At 64.5% G+C, this 25,699-nt stretch carries 33 protein-coding genes and 1 tRNA gene; 10 read left to right on the top strand and 24 right to left on the bottom strand.

What is annotated here, in order from left to right:
* Positions 1-103: 103 nt before the first annotated feature.
* From CFB24_RS18665 to CFB24_RS22700, 9 genes are all read left to right on the top strand, one after another.
* Positions 104-622 (top strand): ubiquinol-cytochrome C chaperone family protein, encoded by a 519-nt coding sequence (locus tag CFB24_RS18665; RefSeq protein ID WP_088522158.1) that lies wholly within the window; start codon positions 104-106, stop codon positions 620-622.
* A gap of 70 nt (positions 623-692) precedes the next feature.
* The gene (locus tag CFB24_RS18660) at positions 693-1,253 is read left to right on the top strand and encodes a DUF177 domain-containing protein (protein WP_158255284.1); all 561 of its coding nucleotides are present in this window, start codon (positions 693-695) and stop codon (positions 1,251-1,253) included.
* A 160-nt stretch (positions 1,254-1,413) separates the two neighbouring features.
* Positions 1,414-2,517, top strand: a complete 1,104-nt coding sequence (gene plsX / locus CFB24_RS18655; protein WP_088522156.1) for a phosphate acyltransferase PlsX — start codon at positions 1,414-1,416, stop codon at positions 2,515-2,517.
* A gap of 1 nt (position 2,518) precedes the next feature.
* On the top strand, positions 2,519-3,520 hold the full coding sequence (locus CFB24_RS18650; protein WP_244593274.1) for a beta-ketoacyl-ACP synthase III: 1,002 nt from the start codon (positions 2,519-2,521) through the stop codon (positions 3,518-3,520).
* Between the two features lie 315 nt (positions 3,521-3,835).
* Entirely contained in the window at positions 3,836-4,135 is a 300-nt protein-coding gene (locus tag CFB24_RS18645) for an integration host factor subunit alpha (protein ID WP_088522155.1), read from the top strand.
* A gap of 123 nt (positions 4,136-4,258) precedes the next feature.
* The gene (locus CFB24_RS18640; protein ID WP_088522154.1) at positions 4,259-4,756 is read left to right on the top strand and encodes a MerR family transcriptional regulator; all 498 of its coding nucleotides are present in this window, start codon (positions 4,259-4,261) and stop codon (positions 4,754-4,756) included.
* A 56-nt stretch (positions 4,757-4,812) separates the two neighbouring features.
* Positions 4,813-4,890, top strand: a tRNA-Pro gene (locus tag CFB24_RS18635).
* A gap of 555 nt (positions 4,891-5,445) precedes the next feature.
* A complete protein-coding gene (locus CFB24_RS18630) occupies positions 5,446-5,628 on the top strand; it encodes a hypothetical protein (protein WP_088522153.1) in 183 nt (60 codons plus the stop codon).
* Positions 5,629-5,671: 43 nt separating this feature from the next.
* Positions 5,672-5,878 (top strand): hypothetical protein, encoded by a 207-nt coding sequence (locus CFB24_RS22700; RefSeq protein WP_111390688.1) that lies wholly within the window; start codon positions 5,672-5,674, stop codon positions 5,876-5,878.
* Between the two features lie 32 nt (positions 5,879-5,910).
* Here the strand turns inward: CFB24_RS22700 and CFB24_RS18625 are convergent, their stop codons facing one another.
* The 11 genes from CFB24_RS18625 to CFB24_RS18575 all read right to left on the bottom strand — a co-directional run bounded on the left by CFB24_RS18625 (position 5,911) and on the right by CFB24_RS18575 (position 14,806).
* Positions 5,911-6,303, bottom strand: a complete 393-nt coding sequence (locus CFB24_RS18625; RefSeq protein ID WP_088522152.1) for a hypothetical protein — start codon at positions 6,301-6,303, stop codon at positions 5,911-5,913.
* 90 nt (positions 6,304-6,393) lie between these two features.
* Positions 6,394-6,681 (bottom strand): hypothetical protein, encoded by a 288-nt coding sequence (locus CFB24_RS23165; RefSeq protein ID WP_088522151.1) that lies wholly within the window; start codon positions 6,679-6,681, stop codon positions 6,394-6,396.
* An 88-nt stretch (positions 6,682-6,769) separates the two neighbouring features.
* Positions 6,770-7,309 carry a hypothetical protein gene (locus tag CFB24_RS18615; protein ID WP_088522150.1) on the bottom strand — a complete coding sequence of 180 codons (540 nt, stop codon included), beginning with the start codon at positions 7,307-7,309 and terminating at the stop codon, positions 6,770-6,772.
* Positions 7,310-7,312: 3 nt separating this feature from the next.
* Positions 7,313-8,089, bottom strand: a complete 777-nt coding sequence (locus CFB24_RS18610) for a glycoside hydrolase family 19 protein (protein WP_088522149.1) — start codon at positions 8,087-8,089, stop codon at positions 7,313-7,315.
* Between the two features lie 48 nt (positions 8,090-8,137).
* Positions 8,138-9,298, bottom strand: coding sequence for an SGNH/GDSL hydrolase family protein (locus tag CFB24_RS18605; RefSeq protein WP_088522148.1), 1,161 nt, complete (start codon positions 9,296-9,298; stop codon positions 8,138-8,140).
* Positions 9,299-9,310: 12 nt separating this feature from the next.
* Positions 9,311-9,859, bottom strand: coding sequence for a hypothetical protein (locus tag CFB24_RS22695; protein ID WP_141098508.1), 549 nt, complete (start codon positions 9,857-9,859; stop codon positions 9,311-9,313).
* Between the two features lie 22 nt (positions 9,860-9,881).
* The gene (locus tag CFB24_RS18595) at positions 9,882-10,961 is read right to left on the bottom strand and encodes a phage late control D family protein (protein WP_088522146.1); all 1,080 of its coding nucleotides are present in this window, start codon (positions 10,959-10,961) and stop codon (positions 9,882-9,884) included.
* Positions 10,954-11,175, bottom strand: coding sequence for a tail protein X (locus tag CFB24_RS18590; RefSeq protein WP_088522145.1), 222 nt, complete (start codon positions 11,173-11,175; stop codon positions 10,954-10,956). Before CFB24_RS18590 ends, CFB24_RS18595 begins: the two co-directional genes overlap by 8 nt.
* A gap of 4 nt (positions 11,176-11,179) precedes the next feature.
* Positions 11,180-11,605, bottom strand: coding sequence for a phage tail protein (locus CFB24_RS18585; RefSeq protein WP_088522144.1), 426 nt, complete (start codon positions 11,603-11,605; stop codon positions 11,180-11,182).
* Between the two features lie 3 nt (positions 11,606-11,608).
* Positions 11,609-14,329 carry a hypothetical protein gene (locus tag CFB24_RS18580; RefSeq protein ID WP_088522143.1) on the bottom strand — a complete coding sequence of 907 codons (2,721 nt, stop codon included), beginning with the start codon at positions 14,327-14,329 and terminating at the stop codon, positions 11,609-11,611.
* A gap of 93 nt (positions 14,330-14,422) precedes the next feature.
* A complete protein-coding gene (locus CFB24_RS18575; protein ID WP_088522142.1) occupies positions 14,423-14,806 on the bottom strand; it encodes a phage tail assembly protein in 384 nt (127 codons plus the stop codon).
* Between the two features lie 36 nt (positions 14,807-14,842).
* Between CFB24_RS18575 and CFB24_RS22690 the strand changes: the two genes are divergently transcribed.
* Positions 14,843-15,265: a hypothetical protein gene (locus CFB24_RS22690; RefSeq protein ID WP_141098507.1), complete on the top strand. Its 423-nt coding sequence runs from the start codon at positions 14,843-14,845 to the stop codon at positions 15,263-15,265.
* A 3-nt stretch (positions 15,266-15,268) separates the two neighbouring features.
* Here the strand turns inward: CFB24_RS22690 and CFB24_RS18565 are convergent, their stop codons facing one another.
* The 13 genes from CFB24_RS18565 to CFB24_RS18505 form a co-directional block, all read right to left on the bottom strand.
* Entirely contained in the window at positions 15,269-15,799 is a 531-nt protein-coding gene (locus CFB24_RS18565) for a phage major tail tube protein (RefSeq protein ID WP_088522140.1), read from the bottom strand.
* A gap of 31 nt (positions 15,800-15,830) precedes the next feature.
* Positions 15,831-17,306, bottom strand: a complete 1,476-nt coding sequence (locus CFB24_RS18560; protein ID WP_088522139.1) for a phage tail protein — start codon at positions 17,304-17,306, stop codon at positions 15,831-15,833.
* A gap of 78 nt (positions 17,307-17,384) precedes the next feature.
* On the bottom strand, positions 17,385-17,744 hold the full coding sequence (locus CFB24_RS18555) for a hypothetical protein (protein ID WP_088522138.1): 360 nt from the start codon (positions 17,742-17,744) through the stop codon (positions 17,385-17,387).
* Positions 17,741-18,175: a hypothetical protein gene (locus tag CFB24_RS18550; RefSeq protein WP_088522137.1), complete on the bottom strand. Its 435-nt coding sequence runs from the start codon at positions 18,173-18,175 to the stop codon at positions 17,741-17,743. The genes CFB24_RS18555 and CFB24_RS18550 overlap by 4 nt, the downstream gene beginning before the upstream one ends.
* A complete protein-coding gene (locus CFB24_RS23685; protein WP_088522136.1) occupies positions 18,172-19,104 on the bottom strand; it encodes a hypothetical protein in 933 nt (310 codons plus the stop codon). Before CFB24_RS23685 ends, CFB24_RS18550 begins: the two co-directional genes overlap by 4 nt.
* Entirely contained in the window at positions 19,105-19,863 is a 759-nt protein-coding gene (locus CFB24_RS18540; RefSeq protein ID WP_141098506.1) for a hypothetical protein, read from the bottom strand.
* A complete protein-coding gene (locus CFB24_RS18535; RefSeq protein ID WP_141098505.1) occupies positions 19,832-20,056 on the bottom strand; it encodes a hypothetical protein in 225 nt (74 codons plus the stop codon). The genes CFB24_RS18540 and CFB24_RS18535 overlap by 32 nt, the downstream gene beginning before the upstream one ends.
* A gap of 7 nt (positions 20,057-20,063) precedes the next feature.
* Complete coding sequence (locus CFB24_RS18530) at positions 20,064-22,397, bottom strand: hypothetical protein (RefSeq protein ID WP_088522133.1); 2,334 nt, start codon at positions 22,395-22,397, stop codon at positions 20,064-20,066.
* Positions 22,398-22,406: 9 nt separating this feature from the next.
* Positions 22,407-23,039 (bottom strand): phage tail protein I, encoded by a 633-nt coding sequence (locus CFB24_RS18525; RefSeq protein ID WP_088522132.1) that lies wholly within the window; start codon positions 23,037-23,039, stop codon positions 22,407-22,409.
* A complete protein-coding gene (locus CFB24_RS18520; protein ID WP_088522131.1) occupies positions 23,036-23,959 on the bottom strand; it encodes a baseplate J/gp47 family protein in 924 nt (307 codons plus the stop codon). Before CFB24_RS18520 ends, CFB24_RS18525 begins: the two co-directional genes overlap by 4 nt.
* 8 nt (positions 23,960-23,967) lie before the next feature.
* Positions 23,968-24,342, bottom strand: coding sequence for a GPW/gp25 family protein (locus CFB24_RS18515; RefSeq protein WP_088522130.1), 375 nt, complete (start codon positions 24,340-24,342; stop codon positions 23,968-23,970).
* The gene (locus CFB24_RS18510; RefSeq protein ID WP_088522129.1) at positions 24,339-24,863 is read right to left on the bottom strand and encodes a phage baseplate assembly protein V; all 525 of its coding nucleotides are present in this window, start codon (positions 24,861-24,863) and stop codon (positions 24,339-24,341) included. Before CFB24_RS18510 ends, CFB24_RS18515 begins: the two co-directional genes overlap by 4 nt.
* Complete coding sequence (locus CFB24_RS18505; protein WP_104469679.1) at positions 24,863-25,630, bottom strand: hypothetical protein; 768 nt, start codon at positions 25,628-25,630, stop codon at positions 24,863-24,865. The genes CFB24_RS18510 and CFB24_RS18505 overlap by 1 nt, the downstream gene beginning before the upstream one ends.
* Positions 25,631-25,699 lie beyond the last annotated feature (69 nt).

Here is a 25,699-nt window from a genome sequence, read left to right as displayed (position 1 = left end):
GGATAAACCGTGATTAGCTCTTGCGCTCAAGCGTTCCCACGCCTAACCCCCACGGGGGGCAAAAGCAAGGCGTCGCCGCGCGCCTTTTCGAGGATAGACCCGAATGATTTTCGGATTGTTTCGCAAGAAACCTTTTCGCGACGAAGCGGCGGCGCTGGCCGCCGCCATCACCGCGCAATCGCGCTTGACCGCGTTTTTTCTGCCGCCCTATGGCGCGCCGGACACATTCGAGGGCCGGTTCGAGGTGACCGTGCTGAACGCCGGGCTGCTGTTGCGTCGCCTAGCCGGCGCAGAGGCGCCCGGGCCTGAGTTGGCGCAGGCGCTGTCCGACGCCGTATTCTCGCTGTTCGACGACGCCCTGCGCGAAAAGGGCATATCGGACACCGGCGTGCCCAAGCGCATGAAAAAGCTGGCCGGCGCCTTTTCCGGGCGCGGCCTCGCCTATATCAATGCGGCCCAGGAGAGCGAGGCGGCGCTGACGGAGGCGCTGACGCGCAATGTGCTGGGCGGGGCGGGCGACGGCGCCGCTTTCGCCGACTATTTCCGCCGCGCGGAGGCCGCGCTGGCGGCCGCGCCGCTCGAAACATTCCTGCGCGGCGAGGCGCCATTTCCCGCGCCGTGAGTTGAGCCAGCCTCGGCCGGGATCCGCCGATCAGCGCCCCCGCCGCAACAGACAACGGATTGGAGCCGCCATGGAAGCCTATGCGCCGCCCTTTTCCCGCACGGTCGCCGTCGACAGCGTCGGCGAAGGCGGGATGAACGTTAAATTCGCCGCAACGCCCGAGGAATGCGCCGAACTGGCCCAACTCGACGATCTTGTCGGCCTGCGCGACCTCAGCGTCGAGGCGCAACTGACCCGCAAGGGGCGCGAGGGTCTGATCGCCAGGGGTCGGGTGACGGCGGTGGTGACGCAAACCTGCGTCGTCACGCTCGACGCCTTCGACACGGCGGTCGACGAATCGTTCGAGATCGCTTTCGCGCCTGAGGCCGAGGCGCAGGCCGCCTATGAAAAGGCGATGGCCGAGTTGGAGGCCGCCACGGACAAGGCGCGCCTGCTGGCCGAACAGCCCGATCCGCCCGATCCGATCATCGACGGCAAGATCGACCTGGGCGCGCTGGCCTGCGAATTCCTGGCCCTGGGCCTCGATCCGCATCCCCGCAAGCCGGGCGTCGCGTTCGACGGTCATCGGGAGGACGACGACGATTCGGCGTCGCCTTTCGCCGTGCTGGCCGCCAAGATCAAGAAGGACTGACCGCGCCTGCGGCGTTGCGGCCATCTCATCAGCCTGTTTTGGGCTTGCCAACAGCGCGGCAAAAGCTATTGTCGCGCGCTTCGAGCGGCCGGGGGCCGCGTTTTGCACATGCGCGGCGGGATCCCTCGCCGCGGGCGAAAAGGATCGGGACTGCAAGAAGATGGTTGAGCCTGTGCGGATCGCGCTCGACGCCATGGGCGGCGATTTCGGGCCCTCGGTGGTCATTCCCGGGGCGGCGCAGTTTCTTGAGCGCAAGCCGGACAGCACGTTCATCATCTATGGCGACAGCGAGAAGATCGCGGAATGCTTGGCGCCGTACGCGAATCTGCGGGCGGCCAGCAAGGTGATCCACTCCAAGGTCGCCGTGGGTATGGCCGATAAGCCCAGCCAGGCGCTCCGCGCCGGCCGGCGCGTCTCCTCCATGTGGATGGCCATCGAGGCGGTCAAGACCGGCGCGGCGCATTGCGCCGTCTCCGCCGGCAACACCGGCGCGCTGATGGCCATGTCGAAAGTGTGCCTGCACACCATGGCGCAGATCGAGCGCCCGGCGCTGGCGGCGATCTGGCCGACCCTGCGCGGCCGCTCCATTGTTCTCGACGTCGGCGCCACCATTGGCGCGGACGCCCAGCATTATGTCGACCTGTCGATGATGGGCGCGGCCATGGCGCGCGCGCTGTTCGGCATCGAGCGGCCGACCGTCGGCCTGCTCAATGTCGGCGTCGAGGAGGTCAAGGGCGTCGAGGAGGTCAAGACCGCCTCGCGGCTGCTGCAGCAGATCGATTCGCCCTTGTTCAGCTATCACGGCTTCGTCGAGGGCGACGACATCGGTCGCGGCACCTCCGACGTGGTGGTCACCGAAGGGTTCACCGGCAATATCGCGCTGAAGACGGCGGAGGGCACGGCCCGGCAGATTTCGGCCTATCTGCGTCAGGAATTGACCGGCAGCTGGATCAACAAGCTCGGCGCCCTGATCGCGCGCGGCGCCTTTCGTCAATTGAAGGCGCGGCTGACGCCGCGCGAGACCAGCGGCGCGGTGCTGCTCGGCCTCGACGGCGTGGTGATCAAGGGCCACGGCGGCATCGACTCCAACGGCTTTTCCGGCGCCATCGAGATCGCCCATGGCATGGTGCGGCGCGGCCTGCTGGAGAAAGTCCGGGACATGATGGCGCTGGCCGAGCAACAGGTGAACGCCCAACGGGCGCATGACGATTCGGCGCAGGACGCTCCGGCGCAGGCCGAGCGCCCGTTAGCAACAGGACAATGAAGTGAGCGGAGACACAAAACGCCTGCGCGCAGTGGTGAAGGGCGTGGGCTCAGCCCTGCCGAACCGATGCGTCACCAACAAGGAACTGGAAGAAACCGTCGACACCAGCGACGAATGGATCGTTCAGCGCACCGGCATCCGCCAGCGTTATATCGCGGGGGAGGGTGAAACCACCTCCACGCTCGGCATTCGGGCCGCGCAGGCGGCGCTGGACCGGGCCGGGCTGACGCCCGACGACATCGATCTGATCGTGTGCGCCACCTCGACGCCAGACTACACCTTTCCCTCGACCGCCACCATGATCCAGGCGGGGCTGGGCTGCACCCACGGCGTCGCCTTCGACGTGCAGGCGGTGTGCGCCGGCTTTGTCTTCGCGGTTTCGACGGCGGAGAAGTTTCTCGTCTCCGGTTCGCACAAACGCGCGCTGGTGATCGGCGCTGAAACCTTTTCCCGCATTCTCGACTGGCAGGACCGCACCACGTGTGTGCTGTTCGGCGACGGCGCCGGCGCCATGGTGCTGGAGGCCGAGGAGCAGTCGGTGGCGGCGGCCGGAGGCAACCTGCCGCGCGGCGTGCTGGCGACCTGCCTGCGTTCGGACGGCCGGCACCGCGCCAAGCTCTATGTCGACGGCGGCCCCTCCACCACCAAGACTGTGGGCTTCCTGCGCATGGAAGGCAAGGAAGTGTTTCGTTTCGCGGTGGGGCAGGTCACGGATGTGATGGCCGAGACTTTTGCGAGCGCCGGGATTACGGCGGAGGATCTCGACTGGTTCGTGCCGCACCAGGCCAATCGGCGGATCATCGACGCGTCCGCGCAAAAGTTCGGCATTCCCACGGAGAAAGTGGTGTTGACCGTTCAGGATCACGGCAACACGTCGGCCGCCTCGATCCCCCTGGCCTTGTCGGTCGCCTGCGGCGACGGGCGCATCAAGCCAGGAGATCTCGTGATGATCGAGGCGATTGGCGGCGGCTTTACTTGGGGCGCGGCGGTCCTGCGCTGGTAAAACCGGGGCGCCCCCCGCGACAGCGTTGATAAACCGGGATATTACGGTTTTTGCGGAGAGGCGGTCGTCTTGACATCGCGGCCGGCCGGCATAGACTCGCGGCCGGTCGCAGCTATAAAAACATGTTTCTTCGTTGGGTTGCGACCATATCGTCGGCTTGGCTCGGCTGCGTCGGCGATGTCGAACCGCGTTTTCTTACTGGTCATTCCTTTACGAGGTGAGGCTATGTCCTCGAATAGTCTTTCAGTCGATACTTCCGCCGGCGTTCCGTCAGCCAGCGTTCCGTCGGCGCGGGTTCGGCCCGTCGCGCCCGTTGTGGAAAAGCGGACGGTGACGCGTTCGGATCTGGCGGAAGCGCTGTTTCGCCGCGTCGGCTTGTCGCGGATGGAATCGGCGCAACTGGTGGAGATGGTCATCTCCGAGGTCAGCGACGCCATCGCCCGCGGCGAGAACGTCAAGCTGTCGAGCTTCGGCACCTTCCTGCAGCGCGACAAGCGCGAGCGCGTCGGCCGCAATCCCAAGACCGGCGTCGAGGCGCGCATCACCCCGCGCCGCGTGCTGGTGTTTCGGGCCTCGCACATCATGCGGGCGCGAATCAACGGCGCCGAGGGCTGACCGCAGGCCGCGGCGATGGCGCAGCCCGTCGCCGTCGCCATCTTCGCGCGTCGCGCGTCCATCGCGCGATTTCTCTGGACAGACTCCTGGATTCATTGAAAATCCCGTGAGCCGGAGACGCCGATGGAAAAGACGACAGAGGCATTTCGCACCATAGGCGAAGTCGCGGACGAACTCGATCTGCCGCAGCATGTTCTGCGGTTCTGGGAAACGAAATTCAGCCAGATACGCCCGGTGAAGCGCGCCGGGGGGCGGCGCTACTACCGCCCCGAGGACATTGCGCTGGTCGCGGCGATTCGCGTGCTGCTTTACAGCGAGGGCTATACGATCAAGGGCGTGCAGCGCATCCTCAAGGAGCAGGGCGTTCGGGCCGTGATGGCGGCCTCGGGCGGAGCGCGCGGGGTCGCGCCGATTCGGTCGGAGCCGGAAGCGCCGGCGCCGCTTCCCGCGCGGATGGCGCCTGTCGTTCTGTCTTCCGCGCCCGCCGCGCCGCGTTCGGTGGTTTTGGCGCTGGCCGCGCCGGCCCCGACCAGCGTGGTCACCTGTCTTTCAGCGCAGGATCGGCATCGGCTCGAAGCGATCCTGGCCGAATTGACCGAATGTTCCCGTTTGCTGGCGTGATTTTTTCACCTTCGCCGTTGCCAGCGGCGGGAGGCTTCTCTATAAGGCCACACAGTCGGAGTGTAGCGCAGTCCGGTTAGCGCACTAGTCTGGGGGACTAGGGGTCGTGGGTTCGAATCCCGCCACTCCGACCATTCAACCCTTGATACGTCTTGGGTTTTTAAAAGCGTCGATTACCGGCGACGCGGGGCACAATGGAACGGAGCCGCAACATTCGGCTCATTCCGTGCAGAGAGTCCCCACACAAGTCCCCACACTCGTTCTCAGGGCGTTCTCCACCGGCCTATGCCCGGCGCATCATAGCCGCGCCAGTCCGGCGTCACGCACACATCCGTGCCGCCACACCCCGAGCAAACGAATCGCCGCCGGCGCACGATCTCGGGAAACGGTGTGTCGTCGGGTAGGCGGAACCGATCCCATTCGAGGGCGACCGAGCGCCTGCAATCGGGGTGCAAGCATGTCACCCACGCGCCCGTCAGCCCCTGGGCTTTGCTATCGGCGATGGTGGGCGGCTTGGGAGGTCGATCGTTGGCCATCGCAGCCGCATACTACAAAAAAGCCCGACGCCGAAGCGCGGGGCCAAGTCTCCCTAAGCCCGAAGCTCCTTAAATAATATCCCACAATTGGGATTTTTCATTGACTTCGTATCCCAGATATGGGATAAACAATCATTGAAACGGAGCGAGCAAATGTTGACCTATCACGACACCATCGACGCCGCCGCCGAACTCGAAATCAAGCGCACCAACGCCCAGTTCGGAACCGAGATGTGGTATGCTTGGGCGGAACGGGTGGCGATGGCCTGGACCCTCATGCTGGCAGGTAAGAGCTACGCCAGAGCCGCCAAGGACGCCGCCGGGTACGCAATCTAAAAAGAGGGGCCTCGGCCCCTCTCTCCATTTTGAAGACGCATCAATGACGCCAGAAGATTTCTCCGCCTTCGCCGACTACTGCAAAGAGCACTATGGCTGGCCACAGTACGAACTCTACAAGCATTGTGGGTGGTCGAAAAACATGACGACAAAATATATGCGGGAGGGCGCGCCGCTGGCGGTGGCGCTGGCCTGCGCGGCGATCGCCGCTGGCCTCAAGCCGTGGCCGGAGACAGAGGTCAAAAGGTAAGGCGACTCGCACCACCCCAGTTCGTCGCCGGCCTAATTTCGGTCCCAGTCCTGCTGACCGGCCGCCCTGGCGCGTAGCGCGTCCAGCGCCTTGCGGAGCGAGATCGTCTCATCTCTCCAATGCGTCATCTCGCCGTGCAGCTCCTCGATACGCTTCTCGTAAAACCTGTTGTTCTCGTCGATGCGCTTCTCGTAGAATTCTTTCACGTCGTCGATCATCTTGCCGTAGCTGTCGATCAGCGACCGCGTCTTTTCGTCGAACGCGTCCTCGAGGAGCTTGCGCGCCTCCGCTCGCTGCTTTTCCGCGGCAGCGTGACCGCCAAACAAATGGTCCCAGAATTTTCCGAGAAATCCCGCGAGCACCGTCGTCGCCATTCCAATGATCGCCGTCTCGCTTTGGCCCAAGCCGCCGCCCGCATCCGCCATGGCTCAATTCCTTCGCCCAGGAGTCGCCGCCCGGGGCCTCCGATGAGAAAAGCCGGGGCTGCTCGCCCCGGCCATGATCATTTCGCGCGATCAGTTCGCGGCCGGCGCCTCGGCCGCAGGCGCGGCGGCCGGCGCCTCCGCAACCGGGGTTTCGGAGACCGGAACGACCGGAGCCGGCGCCGCCGGCGGATTGACGGCGGATTCCAGCGAGGCCGCCGTCGCGGTCAGCTCCTGAGCGATGCTTTCGATCTTGGCGGGGTCATTCGCGGCGACGGCGCTGGCGAGCGCGGCGCTCTGCTCCTGGAGCTTGGCGACGGCGTCGGACACCGCCTTCTGGATCGTTTCAAAGGCGGCTTCGAGGTCTTCAATGGCGGACATGTGCTTTCCTTTGCGCCGGCGCGATGCAAAACCTCGCGACGCCTGCCGGCGAGCGACACGAGGAAACGGTGATGAGGATGAATTGCGGTTACCGCACCGCTCGTTTGGCGACGGTCGCCAGCGCGGTGCGCGCAACGCCGCGAACCATCTCGACGCTTCGGATGCCGGCGAGGCCGCACCACAAGCCGACGATCAGCGAAAGCGTCTCAAAAGGCAGCGGCCCCTTGAGCATGGCGTAATAGCCGACCTCGCGGCCGATCACGGCGACGCCGAGCCAACCCATCGCCGGCCGCCAGCCGCCGACATAGAGCCGGCCCCAGAACGACGGTTCGGCGGCGAGCGCTGCTTGGTTCGCGTCCATCGCCTTCTGGGCCCAATCGAGCAGGTCTTGGTGCTGCGCCTGGATCGCCGCGAGCTTGTCGGCGGCGCTGTCGTCTTTGGAGGCGGCGGTCGCGATGTCCGCCGGAGAGGCGTCGGCAGGGAGGCCAAACGCCTCCACTAACGACGGGACAACAGCGCCAGCGATCATGCCGCCGAAGGGACCGAGCAGCGCCCGGGCGAGCAGCGGCGCGCCCTGCTGGAGCAGGACGGAGGCGAGCGGTTTGAATTCGTCGAGATTGAACGACATGGCTTAGGCCTCCTGCGCGGCGGTGGTGAGCGCGGCGACCGTGGCGCCGTGCCGGCGGATTGCGAAGAAAAGGCCGACGGCGATCAGAGCGAGCGCCACGCCGGCGGCGACAACGACCCAGGTGGACGAGCCGTCAGCAAAGGGAGCGGCGCCGGCTGTTGCCGCGCCTGAGGTCGCGATGGTCGTGGCTGCCTTGGTCTTGGCCGCTGCTTTTCCCGCCTCCTCGTGCGCGCGATCGATCAGCGCACCCTTGACGTCGGCGAGTGCGCGCTTCGCCCGAGCCAGATACGCCTTCCGGCTGGCGAGCCCATTCAAGCCGCCATTGACCTTGCGGGTGCAGCCCTCGACGCTGTCGTGGTCGGCATATTCGTTGATCCGCCGCGCGCGCCAATATTCGGCGGCGACCAGCGCGGCCGCCGGAAACTTCGCGGCCAATTCCGGGTCCGCTTCGAGCGGCAAACCCAACGCAGCGCCAAACGCCCGATAATTGTCCCGGCCGGTCAGCTGGATCAGGCCGCGTCCTTTGTAGCGCGCCCCGTCCCCGGCATGCGTGTTGCCGAGCACGCCACGCCCTTCGTAGGCCTTGCCGCTGGCGTATTCGACGGTGGTCCGAAAACCGTCGCTTTCATGGGCGCATTGCGCGAGGAAATGCGCCTGGCGCAGCGGCGTCGAGAGATCGGCGCGGTTGATGCAATCAAGCGAGGCAGCGACAAAGCCGGAGACAATCGCCGGTTTTGCGTGCGGCTCAATAGCGAGCAGCACCTTGGACAGGTCAGCCATCAGCTGGTCCTTTCAGATTTTGATTTTGAGGGGAGTTTGGGGTGGCGATTACAACCGCGCGAGCAAATCGGCGATCATTGAGCCTTCGTCGGCGTAGCCGGGGCCAGACGCATGAAGGTTGTCGTACATCTGCCCATTGGCGTTTGCGGCCGTCCACAGCCCGAGCCGCGCGCGGAAATCAATCAGTGGGCAGTTGTTGTTGGCGGCAAGCTGTTGCAACGCCGCATAGGTTGCCGGCTCCTGCGCTTCATGCCCAGAACAGGAATGGTGCATAATCAAAGCCACATCGCCGGACGCCTTCGCGCCATTGATGATCGTCTGCATGTTCGCCGTGAAAGTCGGGATTGAGACGTTGTTGCCTTCGTCATTGATACCCAAATTGATGAGCGTCAGATCCGGCGCGTAAGTGGTGAGCGCGTTCAGGGTGGACCAACTCGCCGACGTATTGATCCACGTGCTGGTCTGGCTGCCGCCGATGCCCATGTTCCAGATCGACGCGCGCGGCTTGGCTGTCGAATAGGGATCAATCATGCCGATGAATACATTTCCAGAAGCCCCGGTTCTGACAATATTCAGCGTGTGAATGCCTTCGGTCGTCGTAGTAACGGTCGCCTTCAAAAGAGCGTTTCCGGCAGACGTGACATTGACTGTGACCGGCGTCTCGCTGTCGATTTGCAGCGTAAATTGAGCCGTGTTGACGTTCGCGTAATAAACATCGAAGGCGTTGCATGGCGTCGTCGTGGTCACGCTCAAAACGGTTCCGGTTGTGGTTCCGTTTTGCCAGAGCGTACCTCCGGCAGTGTTCTGTCCAGATAGAACCCAGCCCGAGCCCTGCACAACGTTGGGGTTATAGATCGTCGGCGCCGGCACCGCGCCGCAGCTAAACACCGCATCAGGAATAGCCGGTAATCCGCGGCCGTTTAAAATGGTCGCAATAGTCCACGCTACGGTTGCCTGCCGAGCGCCCGTCAGATTGTGGTCGCCGCCTGTTCCAGCGCCGATCCCGGCCCAAGTGCTGTCTCCCAACGTCGCGACTTTGGCGCGACCGCGGCTAAGTCGGACCTTGGCAAAAGCTGCGCGCGCCTTGGGCAGCAAGAGAGGATCGAAGTTGCTGACCCCTGGAATCAGATTCGCAGGGTTGACGGATATGTTTTGAGCGGCAGCGACAGCAGCAGCGGCCATTTCCCTCGCTTCAGGATCAAATCCCATGATCCGCGCTCCCTACTGGATAAAGCCAACAGCGCCGGAGCCGGCCACCCACAGCGCGCGGAATCGCGTGCCGACGCGGTCGCTTCGCCAGGTCTTGCCAACCGGCCCGGTCCATGTGCCTGAAGTTGCGGGGATCCACGCGCCGGCGGCGTCCGAATAACGCTGCAACTGGACGGTCACGCCCGCCGCGATGTCGATGTCGAACATGCGGCCCGCGAGCGGCACAAATTCGCCGCTGGTCGTGGTGCTGCTCGATAGCGCCGCAGTGATGGGATCGACGCCAGAGACCGAATAGCCGGCTCCGCCGCCGCCCGACGCCTGCGGCGACACGCCCACGGTCGCAGAGGTCATATCGCTCGTCTGCAAGGCCCAGAGCGTCGATGTCGGCGCAAACCCAATAGACTGGCCTCCGGGAACATAGACATCGCCGGAGACCCGCGAGGCGGACGGTTGCGCCCCAGCGTCAACCAGCCAGACGCCGCGCGTCGATTTTGCGGTGATAATCATCGACGTGGACCCAAGCGAGGTCCAGCCACTCACCGCAACGGTGATGGATGCCATGTCATGCTCCTAAGAGAGGTGGTTAAGTGCCCGCGGAACCTGAGGAATTGCTTTTTGCGCGGCTGTCCGTCCCGGCGTCGCCGCTCGGTTGCTCCAGCGTCATTTCCGTCTCATAGCCAGGGCCGCGCGAAATCATGTGCGAGGCCTCGGTGATGCGATATGACCCGTCGATGCCGGCGCGCACGCCTGACACGACGCATGTGGCCTGCGCGCGGGCCGCCGGGTCGCCGATGATGCGAACCGTGCCGCCGCCTTTCTTGCGGTCGGCCTCGTCCTTGTTCGATCCCGCGATCTGCTTGGCGTGATCCTTGTCAGCCGCCTTGAACCGATGCGTCAGAGCCGCGATCGCGCCGCCGGCTCCAGAGGAGGCCGCCGCAGAGACGGTTTCCGTCATCCACTTCGCCTTCTTGACGTCGTACCAGCGCACATCGAATTGCTTGTAGGCATTGCGATTAAAAGTCGGCGTCAGATCCCAGCTGATGATATTGCCCGGCCGCCTGGCGGCGACGATCGCCATCGCCGCCCCGCCCGCCGACGTCGATCCGGATCGGGGCACAAAAACGGCTTTGCTCCCCTGGATTTTGAACGTGGCGCCGAGCTCCCGCGCGACCCGCGCGCCCCAGGCGTGAAAGCTCTCGTTGGCCATCCCCCAATAGGGACGATTGATCGACGCAAGAGCCGAATGCACCTTGACCGCGAGACCGACTTTTTTGCCCCATTCGGTCGCCACATCGCCGAATTTGGCGTTGTCCTTGTGGCGGCTTTGCGTCTCCTTGCCCTTGCTGTTCGGATCGGCGCTCTTGGCGTTGAGGCTCAGGGTCATGCCGCCGCCGCGCGAGCCTCGGCTATGCGGTTCGTCGGTCTTGCCCTCGAATGTGACGCAGCCGCCGCCTTTCCAGCCGATCTCGGCGTAAATCGTCGCGCCGGTGCGCGGCAGGATGATCTGGCCTTTCCGGTCATCCAACTCGAGATCGAGGCTGTCGCTCTTGCCGCCCTCGCTATCGCGAATGGTCATCGACAGCAGATAGGGCGCGAAATTCGCCGTGACCGGCTTGCCATCAATCAAGATGCGGTAATAGGCGCCGCGCGAAACGTCAGTCATAGAGGGACACCGTCCGGGTCGCCGTCTCCGACTGGGCCTCCGGGATCGTCACCAGCACTTTCGTGCCGCGCGGCGGGCAAACGCCGAGCCCGGCCAGGTGCGGGTTCGCGACGAGCGTCTGTTCGACCAGCCCGACGATGTCGCGGCGATAGCGCCGCCACAGCAGCAGATCGAGCGGCGTGGAGCCGTTGAAGGTCAGGATTTCCGTGGCCATGGCCTCACCGGAACAAGGACATGAGCGTTGAGAGGATCGATCCGGCGCTGGCGCCGACCGGGGATCGAATGAGGCTGATCGACACGTCGATCTGCCGCCCGACACCCTCACGCGTGAGGAAGGCGTTGGTTTCTTTGACCTTCTCGATCAGGAACCATCCGCGATTGAGCCCGTCGCCACGCACGAGGATCTGCGGCTGACCGCTCGCACGCATGCCGTCGAGAACCGAAAGCCCGGAGAGGCCGCCGAAGCGATGCGGAAACAGCCTGCATTCCAACGTGACCGTTTCGTCCGCCTCGCCCATCGGCTCGCGCGGCTTCATCCCGCCTACGACATCTTTCGCCGCAAAGTCGAACCCGGTCTCGCGCTCGACTTCATGTGTGTTGAACGGCGTCACGTCCAGCGTGAGCGCGCCGAGCTGATAGAGCATGGGCTATTCTCCCTGCGGCCCTGTGGTGAAGGAGTTGCGGTGGAGCGAGCCGAACGAGGGGGCCTCGCCCGCGCCCGGCGAAGCCGCGACGGCGGAGAGCTTTCTCAATTCGGCGCGCGCCTTACGCGCCTTGATGATCAGAGCATCGAGGGCGGCGGTGCTGATCTGCGGCGAGAACGATCCATTGATCTGCAGCAGGCTCTTGTGGGCTTCGCCGGCCTTGTCCTTGGCGTTATCGAGCGACTGGGTGTCGACGTTCGGCTTGACGGTTTCATGGCCGAGGAGCTGCAACGTCTGCAACGCGCCCGCCGCCTTGTCCTTGGCGAGGTCGATTTGCTGGCTGTCGACGTGCGGCGCGACCTGTTCCTTGCTGAGCAGTTGCAGCGTCTGACGGGCGTCCTGCGCCGCCTCCTTGAAGGCTTCGAGCCCCGCCGGCCGCGCCGGAGGCGTCGGCGCCTTATCCGCGCCGGGCGTCCAGGTCTTGGCCGGGTCTTGCGCCAGCGGATTCCGCTGGTTCATGGCGTTAAGCTGGTTGCGCCACGTCCGGTATCGCCATTGATCATGCCACGTCTTGTCGCTGTTTTCGACGGACGCCCCGATTTCCTCGGAGGTCGGCGCATAATCCTGGCCGCCGACGAAATTCCCCAGCAGCCTGTCGCCGGTCCATGGCCTGTGCCCGGGCGCGTCGGCGTGCTGACTGTCGAGGATCGCGCCGGCAGTCAGAGCCGACGCCCCGATGCCGGCGAGCACGCCGCCGGCGATGGTGCCGCCCGCGCCGCCGCCGCCGGCGCCAACCACCGCAGGGGCGGCGACGGCGCCCGGGGTCGCCGCGCCGGGGTTTGGCAGGGCGCTGGGATTTGGGAGGGCGCTGGGTGTCGCGCCAAGTCTTCCGGCCGCCGCCGTCAGCGCGGCCGCCGATGCGTCCAGCGCGACGGCCGAACCCTTGAGGCCGAACCCCGACGCCAGCCCGTTGAACGCTCCATAGAGCAGCGCCGCGCCACCCGCGCCCATGCCCGCGATCGCGCCACCGGACCCGATCTTCGCCAGGGTCGGGTTCGCCTTCTCCCATTCCGCCAGCGACTGCGAAAAGCTGGCGATCCCGCGCGACATGCCGTCCAGCGTGGAGCTGACGGACTGCATTGCCGGGGACCCCACGACGGTCGCAAAAGTTGACAGGGATTCCGTCAACTCTTTCCATGTCGCGACGGGGTTTTCCGCGATGCGGTCGCCAGCCTTCGAACCAGAGGCTTGACCCATCGCCTGAGCGTCACGCTCCAGCAAATGCTCGTTGCCGATCAGGTGCGCGAGGTTGTCGATGACCGTTGAACGAAACCCGGATTTGGCGAGGTGCGCTGAAACCAGGCCTTCGGTAGCGCGATGGCGCAAATACAGCTCGTCAATTTGCGCATTCGGGTTGGCTCTTAACTCCTGATCGCGCAGCATTTTCATGCGCGCCTCAACTTTGTCGTCGCTCAGGATGCCTTTTTTTTCAATCGCCTCCTTCAGAACCGTCCTTGCCCACTGGCCTTGATGCGTTTCCAGCAGGTTAGAACCCTCAAACCCATTCTTGAACCGGACAGCGCCGCCGCCCATGTTCTCCATGTCCGAAGCCTTGGCAATGCCCAGCTCGACAAGCCATTTGCCTGCCGACTTCTTCATAGACCCTTTGAGCGAAGCCAGCGTCTGGTTGACCTCGTTGCCAAGACGAGAGGCGTTGCCTTCCGACATGCGGACAAGATTTTCGCGGAAAAACTGTTCGTCGCCGACGCTGAAGTTTGCCCCCTTGGCGTTGGCCGTATAGTCGCGAACCATCTGCGACGCGATAGCGGACCCGAAGACCTGCTTGGCGCGCAGGTAGGCATCGGTCATCTTTTCAATGCCTTGCGGGTCATCCGCACGCCCAGAGCCTTCCAAGCCCTTAAGCAGATTCTGAGCATCAGTGGGCGTGAAATCAAAACCAAGCGCCAGCGCAGCATTTTGCGCGCGCGACATCGCCAGCATATTACGCCGCGCAACCTTCTGATCTACGTGGCCGTGATGGTCAACAGAATTGGCGCGGGTCTCAATATAGGTGTCGAGCGCTTTATCCAAGCCGATGCCGGGATATTTGGCCGCGACCTCCGCCGCGAGATTGTCCGCAAATCCCGCTTCGCCTGGGTCATTGCGAGAAAGTTCGCGGATGCGAAAACGCAGTTGTTCGACTTCTGCCGCCTTGTGAACCATCGTGTGCGCGGCTTTTTCAGCGCCGGCGCCAGCGACGAAATTTGCGCCCGTCGCACCGGCCAGCGTCGAGACCGCACCGCGGAAACCGCCGTGACGGCCGACCGCGGCCGAAGGCAAGGTAGGCATAGGGGGCACCTTGGCGACACTACGATTGAACGCCGCCTGTTCGCTCTTGACGCGGCGCAGCGCGGCGACGGTCTGGTTTTCCCATGCCTTGACTTGCGACGCCTGCGCCTTGGTCCAGCTGGCGGAATTGGCCGCGAGGCCGGCGGCGCGCGAATAGTCCCGCCACGCCCCCGCGACCTGCTCGATGTCCTTTTTCGACAGGCTGAGCTTCGACAGGCTCTTTTGCAGCCGGTCCGTCGCGCCCGTCCCGGCCATGCCGCGCGCGACCTCCTTGGCTGCTCGCTCGGCATCCTTGAGCGCCTGCGCGACCGTCCTGGCGGGCTTGCTGACGTCGTCAACCAGCTTCACCGTCATGGTCGAAGAGAGATTGGCCATGCAGTCACATCCCCTGAAGGTCGCGAGCCTCAATCAGCTCGGCGATGAATTCGTCCCACGGCAGAGCGTCCAGCTCCGCCATCGACCAGCCGATTACTTTTCGGATGAAGGCTCGGTAGTTGCGCCAGTTTGCGGGCCCGAAACGCCATCCGGCGCGCCCCGGAACCGGCGGGGCAAAAAATCGGCCACCTTCTTTTCCAGCTCGAAGGCGTCGTCATCGTCCAACGCGTCCATGACCGCGTCGGGGATTAGCGCGCCATCGGCGTCGCGATAGATCGGACAGTGGACGATGGCGTCGGGCGCCAGCTTGGCGAGGCTGGCCTGAAACGCCGCGACATCGCTGGCGGTCAGGCGCGCGAGGTGAATTTCCGTATAGGTGCGGCCGCCATATTCGACCGGCCAGTCCAGCGTGTGAGAGCCAACACGCGCGCGGCTTCCTGCGAAGCGCGGCTTTTGTGGCGTCTGATCGGAATCCATGTAAAGTTCCCTTCGATTGCCAGTTAGAGGTTGCCCATGCTTAAAGTCGGATGCCTGCTGTTTCCGATTGTCGCCATGTCCGCGATTATTTGGCTGAACCACGAAAGCGCCATTCACCAAGAACAAGAAACAGCTAAACCCACTTGTTCTACTGAATATCTCAGATGCAGAGATAATGAAGATATTGTCATTAATCACAAATCAAAGTCTGGGTTATATTTGGCTAGTGAGTGTAAGGCGACAGCTAACGTTGTAGCGAGATATGGAGAGGCTGAGCTCCCATTCCTTGCGTTCCAATCTTACTACTTAGGTGATTTCTTCAAGAAAACTGGCGTCGCCGTCCTATTGGAGAAGGGAGCCATGTTTCAGAACGGCTTTGGCGCAAGGCAGCACGTCACCTTGATCTGTCGCTATGATCTGAAGACAGACATAGCGACAGTCGAGATCATTCCGAAATAGTCCTTACGCGATACGCAGAATGGACTTCATGTCCGCGTTCTGGTCCTGACCGTTCACGCGCCACGTCGAAGAGAAGAAATCGAAGAAGTAAATCTCCGAGCCGTTCTCGTAATATTCGTAGTGCATGATCTCCTTGATTTCGTGATCCTGCTCGTTGAGCTCGCCCGCCTTGAATTCGCCGGGGTCGATCTTGGTCATGCGGCCCCAGGCGATGGCTTTGATCTCGACCGCGCCGTTTCCGGCCTTGTCGCGGGCGATGCCATAGATCGTGTAGGGAACCTGATTTCGTCCGCCGATGCCGAACAGCCCCATCGTCTGCGGGTCGGAGCCGAGCAGCTTGAAGGTCACGCTGAACGCATTGAGGCCCAAGCCGCCGATCTCGATTTCGCCAATGCCGCCGCCCGGCTGATGCTGCGCGGTCTTTTCCTCCAGCGCCGGCAGCTTGAGGGATTGCAGCGAAAGATGTTTCGACCGGTCGTTGCCGGAATCGCCGGGGAAAATATTGGCGCGTTCAAGGACGCGAAGAGTCGCCATGATCTAACTCCTGGATCGAGAGGGACGGGCGTCAGGCGCCCAGATATTGCGGCAGATAGGTCGCGGCCTGCGCCACCAGCGTGGCCAGCTCGACTTCGAGCGCCTCGTAATAGGGCCGGCTGTCGATCGTGACCTGAGTGATCGGCGCCGGCTCTTCCTGCGCATAGCTGACCACGAACTTGCCCTGGCGCAGATTGTCGGCGCTGTTGCGGGCGGCTTCGAAGCCGACCTTGAAACCGAGCACCGCTTTCTGGCGGATCAACTCGGAGCCGATGGCTTTCATGTCGTTGAGCACATCCTCGACGCCCTGCGGCGTGACGTTTTCGACGCCGAGGCGCAGGCGAATGGATTTGAGCAAGGCGAGGTGCGTCCAGTCGCGGCCGCGCGTCTTATTGTAGAACCAAGTCAGCGGATCGTCGCTGGCGTTCCACACGCCGGCGAACACAAAGCCGCTCGAGGAGATCGCGGTTTCAACGCCCGCCTCGCCGCGCACGGTGATGCCGATATGGTCGGCGAGCAGCTCCTGCCCCTGGGTGGCGCCATCAGTCAGGCTGAACGTGTAGGCGTTCTTGACGCCGAGGATGCCATCGACCGGTTGACCGGAGGCCGACCAGAACGGCAGGCCGCTGTGCTTGAAATCGACGCGGGCGAGAAGGCCGAGCACCGACGCGGCGCCGTCGCGATAGGCGGCGGCCTCGCCGCTCGTGACGATTTCCCAGTTGTCCACCGGGATCAACCGCTTATCCGACAGAGCCTCGCGCCAGGCCTGCGCATCGGCCTGGGTCGTTCCGGGCGAGCCGACCACCGCATGCGCCAGGAGCGCGTTGAGGACGGCCGGCAGAGCGGCGCAAACAGGGTCCTGCAACATGCCGACGATCGGCGTCGCGGTCGCGCCCGTTCCGTCGCCGGTGATGGTCGCCGTCACCGTCTGGCTCGACGAATAGCTGCCGGGATTGGTCAGCGTGACGCCGGTGACCTTGCCGGCCGAAAGCGTCACGGTTCCGGTGGCGCCGGCCGGCGAGAAGGTGACGGTCGCGTTGGTGTAGCCCGATCCTGCGGTCGTCGTCACGGACTGGACGCCATATTTCATCTGGCCGGTATAGCCGGGCGCGCCGATCAACCGCGGCGTCACGCCCAGCTTCTGCCCGGCGCGGAGCAACGCATAAATGCCGGTGCCCGCCGCGCGATCGCCGAGGATGTTGACCGCCGTCGCGGCGAGATTCGCGCCTTTGGCGACGCGCACGGCGACGATGCGGGCGGAGGTTTGCAGGTCCGCCATCTTGTCGTCGATGGCCGACACCGCCTGGTACAGGTCGCCCGTGCCGATCTTGGCGAGATAGGTCGCGTCGGACGAATCGAAAACAACCGGATCGTTCAGCGGGAAATAGCCGGCGTCGGCGTCCTCGGACGGAAGCACAAGGCCGATGACGGACAGGTCCGAACCTTGTGCGGGCCTCGGATCGGTGTTGTCGGCGTTGAAGATGATCCCATAGGCAGGCATGGTCATGAAGCAGCGCTCCAGGCGTAAGGAAGCGCGCCCGAAAGGCGGCTTCAGGGGTGAAAGGTCAGAGGGTTGAGAGTTGGGTTAGCGGACGGTGACGCCCCACTCGACGGTCACCGTGCCCTTTTGCCGGCGCCAGACGCGGGGATCGTTGGCGAGATAGTCGATCACATCGTAGACGTAGGCGCCGGCCGGGACGCCCTGGGCGACGGAGACCGGGACCGCCAGCGCCCAGGCGCCGGCCGGCGCGTCGGCGATGACGATGCGCTCGTTGTCCGTCGATAGCTCGACGACGATATTGGCCGGAGCCGCCGGGTCGCGAAGTTGCATCTTGATCGTGCGCCCCGTGAGATTGACCGCCGCGCCCGAGGCGTCCTTGAGCACGAAGCCCAGGTCCCACGTCTCATTGTTGGCGACGGTGAAATCAAAGGCGGCGGCGGTCACAGCGGCCAGCCCCTCAGGATTTCCGCGAGACGCTCCGCCGTCAGCAGATTGACCGCGACCAGGTGTGAGATCGCGGCGCGGACCAGTTCGTTGGCCAGGTCGATCGTCGTGGCGGTCGCATCCTCGACAATGTCGAGGAAATAGGAGGCGGCCGGATCGGAGCAGGCCTTGATCGCGAGATATTCCGCCGGCGTGAACAACAGCTTGAATTGGGCGCGGGTGACAACCGTCAGATAGGGCCGCTCCGGGGCGACCGCCGGAGCTGGCGAGGGCGGGTTGGTGAATTTAGCGCCATCGTAGGTCGCGTGGCACATCGTGCCGGCCGGGCATTCGACCCATGTCCACGCCGGATCGAACAGATGAGATGGATTGCTGTCGTGTTCGAATGTCTCGACGACGACGCCCGATTCAATGCGCGCGAAAGTGGTCATTGCACAGCATCCCAAAACACCGCGACCCAAGCGTCGCCGCCCGCGCCGCCCGTGATTCCGGCGTTCACGCCGCAGCCGCCGCCGCCGCCGAACCCGGATTTCGGCGCCGTCACAAAGGACGTTCCCGTGCCGCCGCCAAATGCGGACACGCCGCAATATGTGGCTGTGGCGGCGCTGGCGCCTCCGCCCGCCCCGACGCCGCCAGCTCCGCCATCCAACTGAGCGGTGGCGTTGCCGTAGCCGCCGCCGCCGCCGTCAATATCTCGGAGGTCCCAAAACGGCTGCGATCCGCCGTCAAGACCTATGCGGCCGCCGGGGGCCACGAGGCCATAAGCGCCCACGGACCCCGGCGCCGAGCGATGCGACGACGCCCCGCCATAGCCGGCGGCGCCGCCGCCCCATCCCGCGCCGCCGCCGCCGCTTGACGCGCGGCCTGCCCCGAAAGGCGATCCTGACGACGGCGACCCCGTGTTCTGGCCGATCGCAATCGCGCCGGGATAGGAAGTGTCCCAAGGGCCGGATGCGACGCCGGCCACGCCCACGCCGGCAGCAGCGCCTTGCGCGCCCGCGAGCGTCAAAGGCGTGCCCCCGATCGGGGTTCCGCTGATCGAGGATGATCCGCCGTTGCCCGGCGCGCCGGACGAAGCCCCGGCGCCGCCTTGCCCGATGACAATCGTGAGTTGGTCGCCCGCCGCGACCGTCAGCGTCTTTTCACCGAACGCTCCGCTGGCGCCGGGATAAGTGCCGGCGCCGCCCGCCGCCGCGCCAATGCCCTGGATTTTGATCTTGCCGGCCTTTGAAGCGGTCCAGACGTACGTCCCGGCGCCGCGAAAAACATCTCGCCGCCAGAATCCGTTAGAGCCCGGCTGTCCCGCTTGAACGGCGCGCGCGCCGCCCGTTGAATTGAGGAATTGGGTAAGAGACGACATTTAGGAAAGCCTCCAATCCGCACCGTTCCACCAGATCGAGAAGTCGACGCCGGGCGCATCGAGCGTCATGTCCGACGCCTGACCCATGATCGTGCGCCCATTGCGCGCCAGAACGGGCTGATTGCTGGAGGAAATGACCTCGCCGTCCACGATGCGGATCGTGTCGCCTGCCGCAGGCGCGTCCGGCAGCGTCAGCATGATCGAAACGCCCCCGGCGATGCGGTAGGCGCGGCCCGCCACGAGCATGGTGGGCGCCGAAACAGACACCACGGCCGCAGTCTTCACAGCCGCAAGGGCCGTATGGAAATCGGAGACAGCGGACGCCAACGCCGAGGCGTCCGCCTTGGCCGCGATCGCCGTCGTCGTCGCCGCCGCGTCGCTCGCAACCTCGGCGATCGCCGCCTGCACCGTCGTGGATGAAACCGTGCCCGCCGGCGCGAAAATGACCGCCGACGCTTCGATCGTCGTCGAGTTGATGAGGGCGTCGATCTTGCCCTGCGCGGTGATGAGCGCGGCCTGGGCCGCCGCGATCTCCTGTTGCAGCGCCGCGAGCTGGGGGCCGACATTGGCCTGGATGACTTGCAGGGCCTGCCCCGCGCCGGCGTCGATCAGCGCCTGGAAGTCGGCGCGGATCGCCTCGGCCGCGCGCAACCGTGCGCCGATGGAGGTCAAGGCCGCATCCCACGCCGCCTTGCCAATGTTCATGCCGGGCGGCGCGGCGTAGTCGTCAGCCGCGGACGGCAGCGCTGTGGACGGCATCGGCGCCATACTCCTTGATCAGTAGCGCGAGGAACGCGCCGGTCATTGTGTGGTCATGCAGCGGCAACAGGTACGCCGCGCCGATGGTGACCGGCCGCGTCAACAGCACGTCGTATTCCGCAGCCGTGTCGATCATCGCCGGATCAATGGGCGCAGCGGCTTGAGCCGCCGATGTCATTGGTGTTTTCGTCATCGGAGCCTCAAGCTGCAAACATGAGAATGTCTTGCACGAACGGCACTTTGACGACTGTGCTCGTCGTCGCGCACGGCATCACGGCCGCGCTCGTCTGCGGCGCGCCAAGCGCGAAAGTGCTGGTGAAGGTCACGCGGGTCGATTTGTTCGGATCGACCGCCGTCGAGGTTACGGACGGCGTGACAATCGCGCCGCTCGCAAGCAAAAGCTTGTTGGTGAACGTGTGGAGATTGCCGTCGAAATTATCGACCGTCGTGACGACGGTCACAGACGAGGACGAATAACCGAACGCCTGCTGTTTCGACGGCGCCGTCATGCTGCCCTGCATTCGCCCAGCCCATGCCCGCGCATTCGTGTCGAGCAGGATCGCCGGCATAAGGTCGGTCGTGCCGACGAACGTCGCGCGAAGCTGGCAAAGCGGCGGAAGGCCCACCAGCGGGTTTGTGTCGCCCTTGGGAATAAGCGTTGACCAAGTGGACGAGCCAACAGGCAGGATTTCCCAAACCAACGACGTGCCGCCCGGCGCCCAGCCGCCATAGAGCAGCTTGATTTCGGTCATGCCGTTTTCAAGCGCCAGCGGCTGGAAATTCACGACGGTTCGCGTCGTGGCGAATGACGCGGCGTTGAGACGGAAAGCGAAATCGTTGGTCGGATCGCCCTGCGCCCACTTGCCATCGGTGCTCCAGAACAAGCTGCCCTGGGCGTATTTGTTGTCATTGACCGTGGCGAGCGCATGGTTGCCCACGGTCACCGTAAACCAGGCGTAGAGCTTGCCCGGATCGAGCAGCGTGGGCGTGAACGGGAACTTATTCCAGCCGGTGTGCAGCGTTCCACAAGGGACGGTGACATTCGCAAGCGCCGCGCTCCAGTTCGGCTCGCCCGTCGCTGTCGTCTCGCAGAGGAACAGGTGGACATCGCCGCCCGTGGCGTCGACGCGCGTGAAATAGAGGTCGACCGAGGTGGCGATCGTCGCCTGCGAATTCAGGAACGTCTGCCCGTAGATGCTGCCATTGACCCCGTATGTGTTGGTCACATACGACCAATAGGTTTCCGTCCAGCTATCGATCTGCAACTCTTGAACGGCGTAAATCCGATGGTTCGCCGTCGTAGGGTCGGAATTCCACGCCGAGAAGTTAATGTCCGGATGGATAATGTTCCCAGCGCCGAGCGAACTCCCTGTGCCGGACGACAACCCGTCGTTGACGTATGTCTGGCCGTTCGCTGTGAAAGTCTGCCCAACCTCGGTCCCCGCCACCGCCGCGAAGCCGGCGGCGTTGGTGCAAACATTTATGGTCGGGCCATATGAAACCGACGTGCGCGCGACGGTGTTCTCGACCGCCGTCACGATCGAGTGGACCTGCTGCGAAATGTCCTTGTAGCCGTCCGCGCCCTCGACGCTGATGCGCGTCTTTTCCGTCCAGGCCGGCAAGGCGAGCTTGTTTGTGATCGTCAACAGCGGGTCGCCTGCGGTGAGCAGCGACAGCTGGTTATTGGTGATGGACGCCCACGGGAAGCGTACGCCGGTCCAAATGCGCGCGAGCCAAGACGCGTTGGTCGTATCCCAATCGGCGTCAAAAAGGCCCAGGTCTTCCCAATAGGCGCGGGCGACGGCGGGCAATTTCACCGCGACGTTGAGATTGCACAGGTTTGTCTGGATTTGCCGCATCAACTCAATGCGCGGAATGCTCTTGAGCTGGCCCGCGATATTGGCGATGTCGGTTTCAAGCGTCGACGTGCGCTGCTCGATGTCGGAAAATTCAGCCTCAAGAACCGTCACGCGGCCTTCGACCTCGAACAGCGTCTTGAGCCGCCACCCCTCGCCGGAGACGATCTGCGCAATGCCGGTGGCGGTCAGCAGCACGAAGGCGAGGCAGCAATCGGACGCGGCGATCGACGGCTTCAACGGGGTCGGCGACGGCAGGCCGTCCTGGACGACGATCTGCACGAACAGCTCATCGGCGACCGGCGTCTGCTGCTGCACGGTCGCGCCGGAGGCGACGTCCGTCTCGAACATGCGATTGTCGAGATCGGTTTGGTGGGCGCCGCGCACCAACAGCGCCACCCATTTCTGGTCGTTGGAGACGAGCGGCAGATAGGCCTGCAAATTGACGGGCATCGCGCTCGTGGACGTGTAGAACACATCGTCCTGGAACAGCGCGCCCGGATTGATCGACAGCTGGATCGCGCTGGTCTGCGAGATGGTGAACCGCGCCCAGGCGTTCGGATAGCCGACGGCGCCGCCGGCGAGCGTCTGCGCGTCGGCGCGGGCGAAAACCCCGATATTGGTGAAATCGTCCGGCGTGGCGATTTCGGCGTCCGTGAAAATAACCCGTTTAGCCATGGACGGTCCTTACAGATTGGCTTGTGCGACCCACTCGCCAAGGAAATGGCCGGCGTCGAGCGCGGGCGCGTCCTCAATCGAAAGCGGGCGGCGGTGAGCGAAAGACACGCGGATCTGCGTTTCCGGCGCGCGGGCGGCGCGCAGCGCGGTCAGGCAGCGATTGATCGGCGTCATGTCGGGAACGCGCGCGGCGGCGCGGCCGGCGGCGGCGCGGCCCATCACAAAGGCGTTGCCCGGCTCGACCGTGTCGACGTTGACGAGATAGCGGGCGAGGAACGGCGGATGATTGACCGGCGCGCCCATCGCCGCGCGGCCGACGATGAACGGGCGCGGATAGGCGACCACGTCGAGCAGCTCGGCGTCGACATAGGAGAGGAAGGCGACGGCGCCGGCGCGCGTGCCCTTCCACGCCGCGTCGCGCCAGGCGTTGGCGATGACCGTGCGCTTGCGGGCCTCGGACCAATCCGAAAACCACAAATCGACGGACTCATGCCCAGCCAGCCACGGCAGGAAATCGGCCGGCGTTTGCGCGGGATCGACGACCTGGCGAACGGGGACAGGCAGGTCGTCGCTCATGGCGCCAGCGCACGCCTTCTCCCATGCTCCGGCATTGCTGGGCAGGACAACGGAAACGTCGCTCATGCTACGACACGCGGCGTAATGGTGAGCCCGCTCATAACCGGGACCGTGTACGGATCGGGCGGAATGTCAGCCGTCGGCGATGTGCGCGCCACGCGCAGAACCCCGGGGCCATAAGCCGCGCCCGACAGCAGGTCGGCCGGGACTTGCCCGCCGAGGATCATGCGCGCCGCCGCCGCCGCTGTGACTGCGGCGGAAGCGTTCGAAACCACCATTGCGGGGTCCGGCCCCTGCGGAATCTCGAGCGTCAGCGCGACCGAATAGAGCGCGCGTTTAGCTGCGATCACGGTGACTGAGGTCGCCTCCGCCCGCACGCCGGTGGCGTTGACCGCAGCGCGCACGGCGGCGAGCTGCGTATCGGTCGGAAGCGCGCCGGCGGGTCCGATCAAGACGAGATCGATATCGCCGCGCCGTCCGTGCGTCTCGAAGCCCAGCACCGCCGCATCCAGCATCGTCGGCCAAGCCGTGAACGCCGAATAGAGGTATTTGTCGACCGACCCCGCCGCCGGCCGGTCGAACGCCAGCAGATAGCGGCGCAGCAGCTGCGCATCCGCCTCATAGATCGCGTCTGAGGTGTCGGTCGCAGCCTGGATCAGCAGGCGTGAAACACCAATGCGAGCGCAGATATTGTCGAGATCGGCCCCCGACGCCAAAGGCGCCAGCACGCTTTTGACGGCGTCGTTGACGCGCTGGCGGTCCAGCAGGCGCAGATATGACCAGGCTTGCCCCAGAATGACCGCCGGGTCCGTCTCCAGCGCCGACACGTCATAGGCAGGCAGAGCCGGGTCAATGACGCGCGCCGCGTCCCAATAGGCCTGGAACCGGTCCTTGAACGCCGTCAGAAGGCTCTCGAAATTGAGCGCCTCAATGGCCGTCGGCGCCGGAAGCGCGGACAGGTCGAACGGCAGGAGCTGCGAAGCCATCGAAATCCTTACAGGACGAAGTCTTTGGTCCCGGCGACCGTGTCATCGCCGCTCAGGGCGTTCGGCCGATAATCGCCAAACAGGCGCAGGCCGAATTTGCCCTGGCGCAGGCGGTCGGCGGAGTTGCTCGATGCGGGATATGCGACCTGACGGACGCGAAAGCGCGGTTCCCAAAGCTCAATCGCCAGAATGATCGCCGTGTAGAATTTGGCGGTGGTGTCCGGCGTCAAATTCTGGCCAAGGATTCCGGCGACCGCCGACCCGAAGACGCGCCGCATGACCCGGGCGCCAAAACCGGTGGTGAAGATGACACTGAGGGATTGGAGCACATGGCTCCAGTCCTCCAGCGGACGGCCCGTGCGCCTGTCGATACCGGCGCTCATTCGGGCGTCCCCGTCGTTCCACCGCCCGGTTCAACACCCGAATGTTTGTGCGTAGCGCCGACATCATGCCCTTCATGAGTCAGCTTCCCGCCGGCGACAATCAAATCGCCATTGATATGGACGGCCCCATTGATCGTGTAGGTCTTGCCGTCATTTGTGATCTTCACGTCGCCTCGGACTTCGACGTCTTCATCCTTGTCCGATGGCGCCGGATTTTCATCCGACCATCCGTGCGGGACGCCGAGCGCCGTCCGGAACTCCCCATCAGGCGAAATCATCAGCATCTGCTGCCCCTTGGATGGCGGGGAATGCGATTTGCGGGCGCCCGCGATCTGGCTGTAGCGAATCCAGGGCGACTTGACCGGTTGCCCATCCGGGTCCAGCCCGATCTCTTGCCGGTAAAGCTGCTTGGCCGGATCGACATCGGTGACCTTGCCGACGCGGAACATGCGCTCGACACGCTTTTCCAGCTCGGCGATCCGATCAAGGGCGGCGGACAGCGCCTCATGAACCTCGCGCATTAAAACGGCTCCATGGGCAAGGTCTCCCCGGTCGCCACGGTCACCGGCGGCTCTAAGCCGTCCTCGTTTTCAACCGTCACCGCATTGATCAAAGGCGGCGGCGCGCCATCCGCATTGATCGATCCGAGGCCAAGGGCCGCCAAGGTTGCATTGGAGACGCCGAGCGTCGCCGCCAAGGCGGAGAATCCCGTCATGCCGCTCCGGATCGCGGCTTCGAGCAAATCGGCGATCAACGGCAACTCCCCGCTGCCCGCGCGCATTTGCGCAAGCAGAGCGGACCAGGCTTGCGTCGGCTCCCCGAACGGCGGCGACGATAAAGCCGAGATCGTCAGCGCGACCAGGTGGGACGCGACCTTGACGCCCTTTTCGGTTTCGAAAAGGGGCATCGAATACATGTCGCCGGTCAGACTGGTCCGAAACTGCTCCCATAACTCGCCCCAAGGGCCGGAACTCGGCGCCAGAGCCGCTTCGATATCGCGCCACATGAACCACAGCGCGGCGGATCCTTGCAGCATTTGAGCCGCCGAGGCGCCGGAAACTTCGGCGTCCACGGGCGAGAACAACTCGACCCGCAAAACCACAGTCGAGCCGCCCTCGCCAAACCCACCGATCGGCTTACCGGAGGCTCGCTCCAGGAACAGGCAGACCGTCTTCGCCGCGATCTCGACGGGTGCGTCCGGTTGCATCTTGACGACGACATCGGCGCCGAAGCGGGCGCGAAGCGCCTGGGTCGCGATGATAAGGAGAGCGAGGCCGGGGAGACCCATTTTCAGGCCTTGAGGATCGAACAAACAATGCGGCCAAGCCCGTCCGGCTCGACGCTCTTGATGGAATAG

Origin of the sequence: Rhodoblastus acidophilus (genome assembly GCF_900187365.1) — a bacterium.
Taxonomy (GTDB): Bacteria; Pseudomonadota; Alphaproteobacteria; order Rhizobiales; family Beijerinckiaceae; genus Rhodoblastus; species Rhodoblastus acidophilus.
This window is presented reverse-complemented; position numbering and strand designations above follow the sequence as displayed.

Coding starts and splice junctions, on each gene's coding strand:
- CFB24_RS18665 (WP_088522158.1), top strand. CDS start 104: ATGATTTTCGGATTGTTTCGCAAGAAACCTTTTCGCGACGAAGCGGCG.
- CFB24_RS18660 (WP_158255284.1), top strand. CDS start 693: ATGGAAGCCTATGCGCCGCCCTTTTCCCGCACGGTCGCCGTCGACAGC.
- plsX (WP_088522156.1), top strand. CDS start 1,414: ATGGTTGAGCCTGTGCGGATCGCGCTCGACGCCATGGGCGGCGATTTC.
- CFB24_RS18640 (WP_088522154.1), top strand. CDS start 4,259: ATGGAAAAGACGACAGAGGCATTTCGCACCATAGGCGAAGTCGCGGAC.
- CFB24_RS18630 (WP_088522153.1), top strand. CDS start 5,446: ATGTTGACCTATCACGACACCATCGACGCCGCCGCCGAACTCGAAATC.
- CFB24_RS22700 (WP_111390688.1), top strand. CDS start 5,672: ATGACGCCAGAAGATTTCTCCGCCTTCGCCGACTACTGCAAAGAGCAC.
- CFB24_RS18625 (WP_088522152.1), bottom strand. CDS start 6,303: ATGGCGGATGCGGGCGGCGGCTTGGGCCAAAGCGAGACGGCGATCATT.
- CFB24_RS23165 (WP_088522151.1), bottom strand. CDS start 6,681: ATGTCCGCCATTGAAGACCTCGAAGCCGCCTTTGAAACGATCCAGAAG.
- CFB24_RS18615 (WP_088522150.1), bottom strand. CDS start 7,309: ATGTCGTTCAATCTCGACGAATTCAAACCGCTCGCCTCCGTCCTGCTC.
- CFB24_RS18610 (WP_088522149.1), bottom strand. CDS start 8,089: ATGGCTGACCTGTCCAAGGTGCTGCTCGCTATTGAGCCGCACGCAAAA.
- CFB24_RS18605 (WP_088522148.1), bottom strand. CDS start 9,298: ATGGGATTTGATCCTGAAGCGAGGGAAATGGCCGCTGCTGCTGTCGCT.
- CFB24_RS22695 (WP_141098508.1), bottom strand. CDS start 9,859: ATGGCATCCATCACCGTTGCGGTGAGTGGCTGGACCTCGCTTGGGTCC.
- CFB24_RS18595 (WP_088522146.1), bottom strand. CDS start 10,961: ATGACTGACGTTTCGCGCGGCGCCTATTACCGCATCTTGATTGATGGC.
- CFB24_RS18590 (WP_088522145.1), bottom strand. CDS start 11,175: ATGGCCACGGAAATCCTGACCTTCAACGGCTCCACGCCGCTCGATCTG.
- CFB24_RS18585 (WP_088522144.1), bottom strand. CDS start 11,605: ATGCTCTATCAGCTCGGCGCGCTCACGCTGGACGTGACGCCGTTCAAC.
- CFB24_RS18580 (WP_088522143.1), bottom strand. CDS start 14,329: ATGGCCAATCTCTCTTCGACCATGACGGTGAAGCTGGTTGACGACGTC.
- CFB24_RS18575 (WP_088522142.1), bottom strand. CDS start 14,806: ATGGATTCCGATCAGACGCCACAAAAGCCGCGCTTCGCAGGAAGCCGC.
- CFB24_RS22690 (WP_141098507.1), top strand. CDS start 14,843: ATGCTTAAAGTCGGATGCCTGCTGTTTCCGATTGTCGCCATGTCCGCG.
- CFB24_RS18565 (WP_088522140.1), bottom strand. CDS start 15,799: ATGGCGACTCTTCGCGTCCTTGAACGCGCCAATATTTTCCCCGGCGAT.
- CFB24_RS18560 (WP_088522139.1), bottom strand. CDS start 17,306: ATGACCATGCCTGCCTATGGGATCATCTTCAACGCCGACAACACCGAT.
- CFB24_RS18550 (WP_088522137.1), bottom strand. CDS start 18,175: ATGACCACTTTCGCGCGCATTGAATCGGGCGTCGTCGTCGAGACATTC.
- CFB24_RS23685 (WP_088522136.1), bottom strand. CDS start 19,104: ATGTCGTCTCTTACCCAATTCCTCAATTCAACGGGCGGCGCGCGCGCC.
- CFB24_RS18540 (WP_141098506.1), bottom strand. CDS start 19,863: ATGCCGTCCACAGCGCTGCCGTCCGCGGCTGACGACTACGCCGCGCCG.
- CFB24_RS18535 (WP_141098505.1), bottom strand. CDS start 20,056: ATGACGAAAACACCAATGACATCGGCGGCTCAAGCCGCTGCGCCCATT.
- CFB24_RS18530 (WP_088522133.1), bottom strand. CDS start 22,397: ATGGCTAAACGGGTTATTTTCACGGACGCCGAAATCGCCACGCCGGAC.
- CFB24_RS18525 (WP_088522132.1), bottom strand. CDS start 23,039: ATGAGCGACGTTTCCGTTGTCCTGCCCAGCAATGCCGGAGCATGGGAG.
- CFB24_RS18520 (WP_088522131.1), bottom strand. CDS start 23,959: ATGGCTTCGCAGCTCCTGCCGTTCGACCTGTCCGCGCTTCCGGCGCCG.
- CFB24_RS18515 (WP_088522130.1), bottom strand. CDS start 24,342: ATGAGCGCCGGTATCGACAGGCGCACGGGCCGTCCGCTGGAGGACTGG.
- CFB24_RS18510 (WP_088522129.1), bottom strand. CDS start 24,863: ATGCGCGAGGTTCATGAGGCGCTGTCCGCCGCCCTTGATCGGATCGCC.
- CFB24_RS18505 (WP_104469679.1), bottom strand. CDS start 25,630: ATGGGTCTCCCCGGCCTCGCTCTCCTTATCATCGCGACCCAGGCGCTT.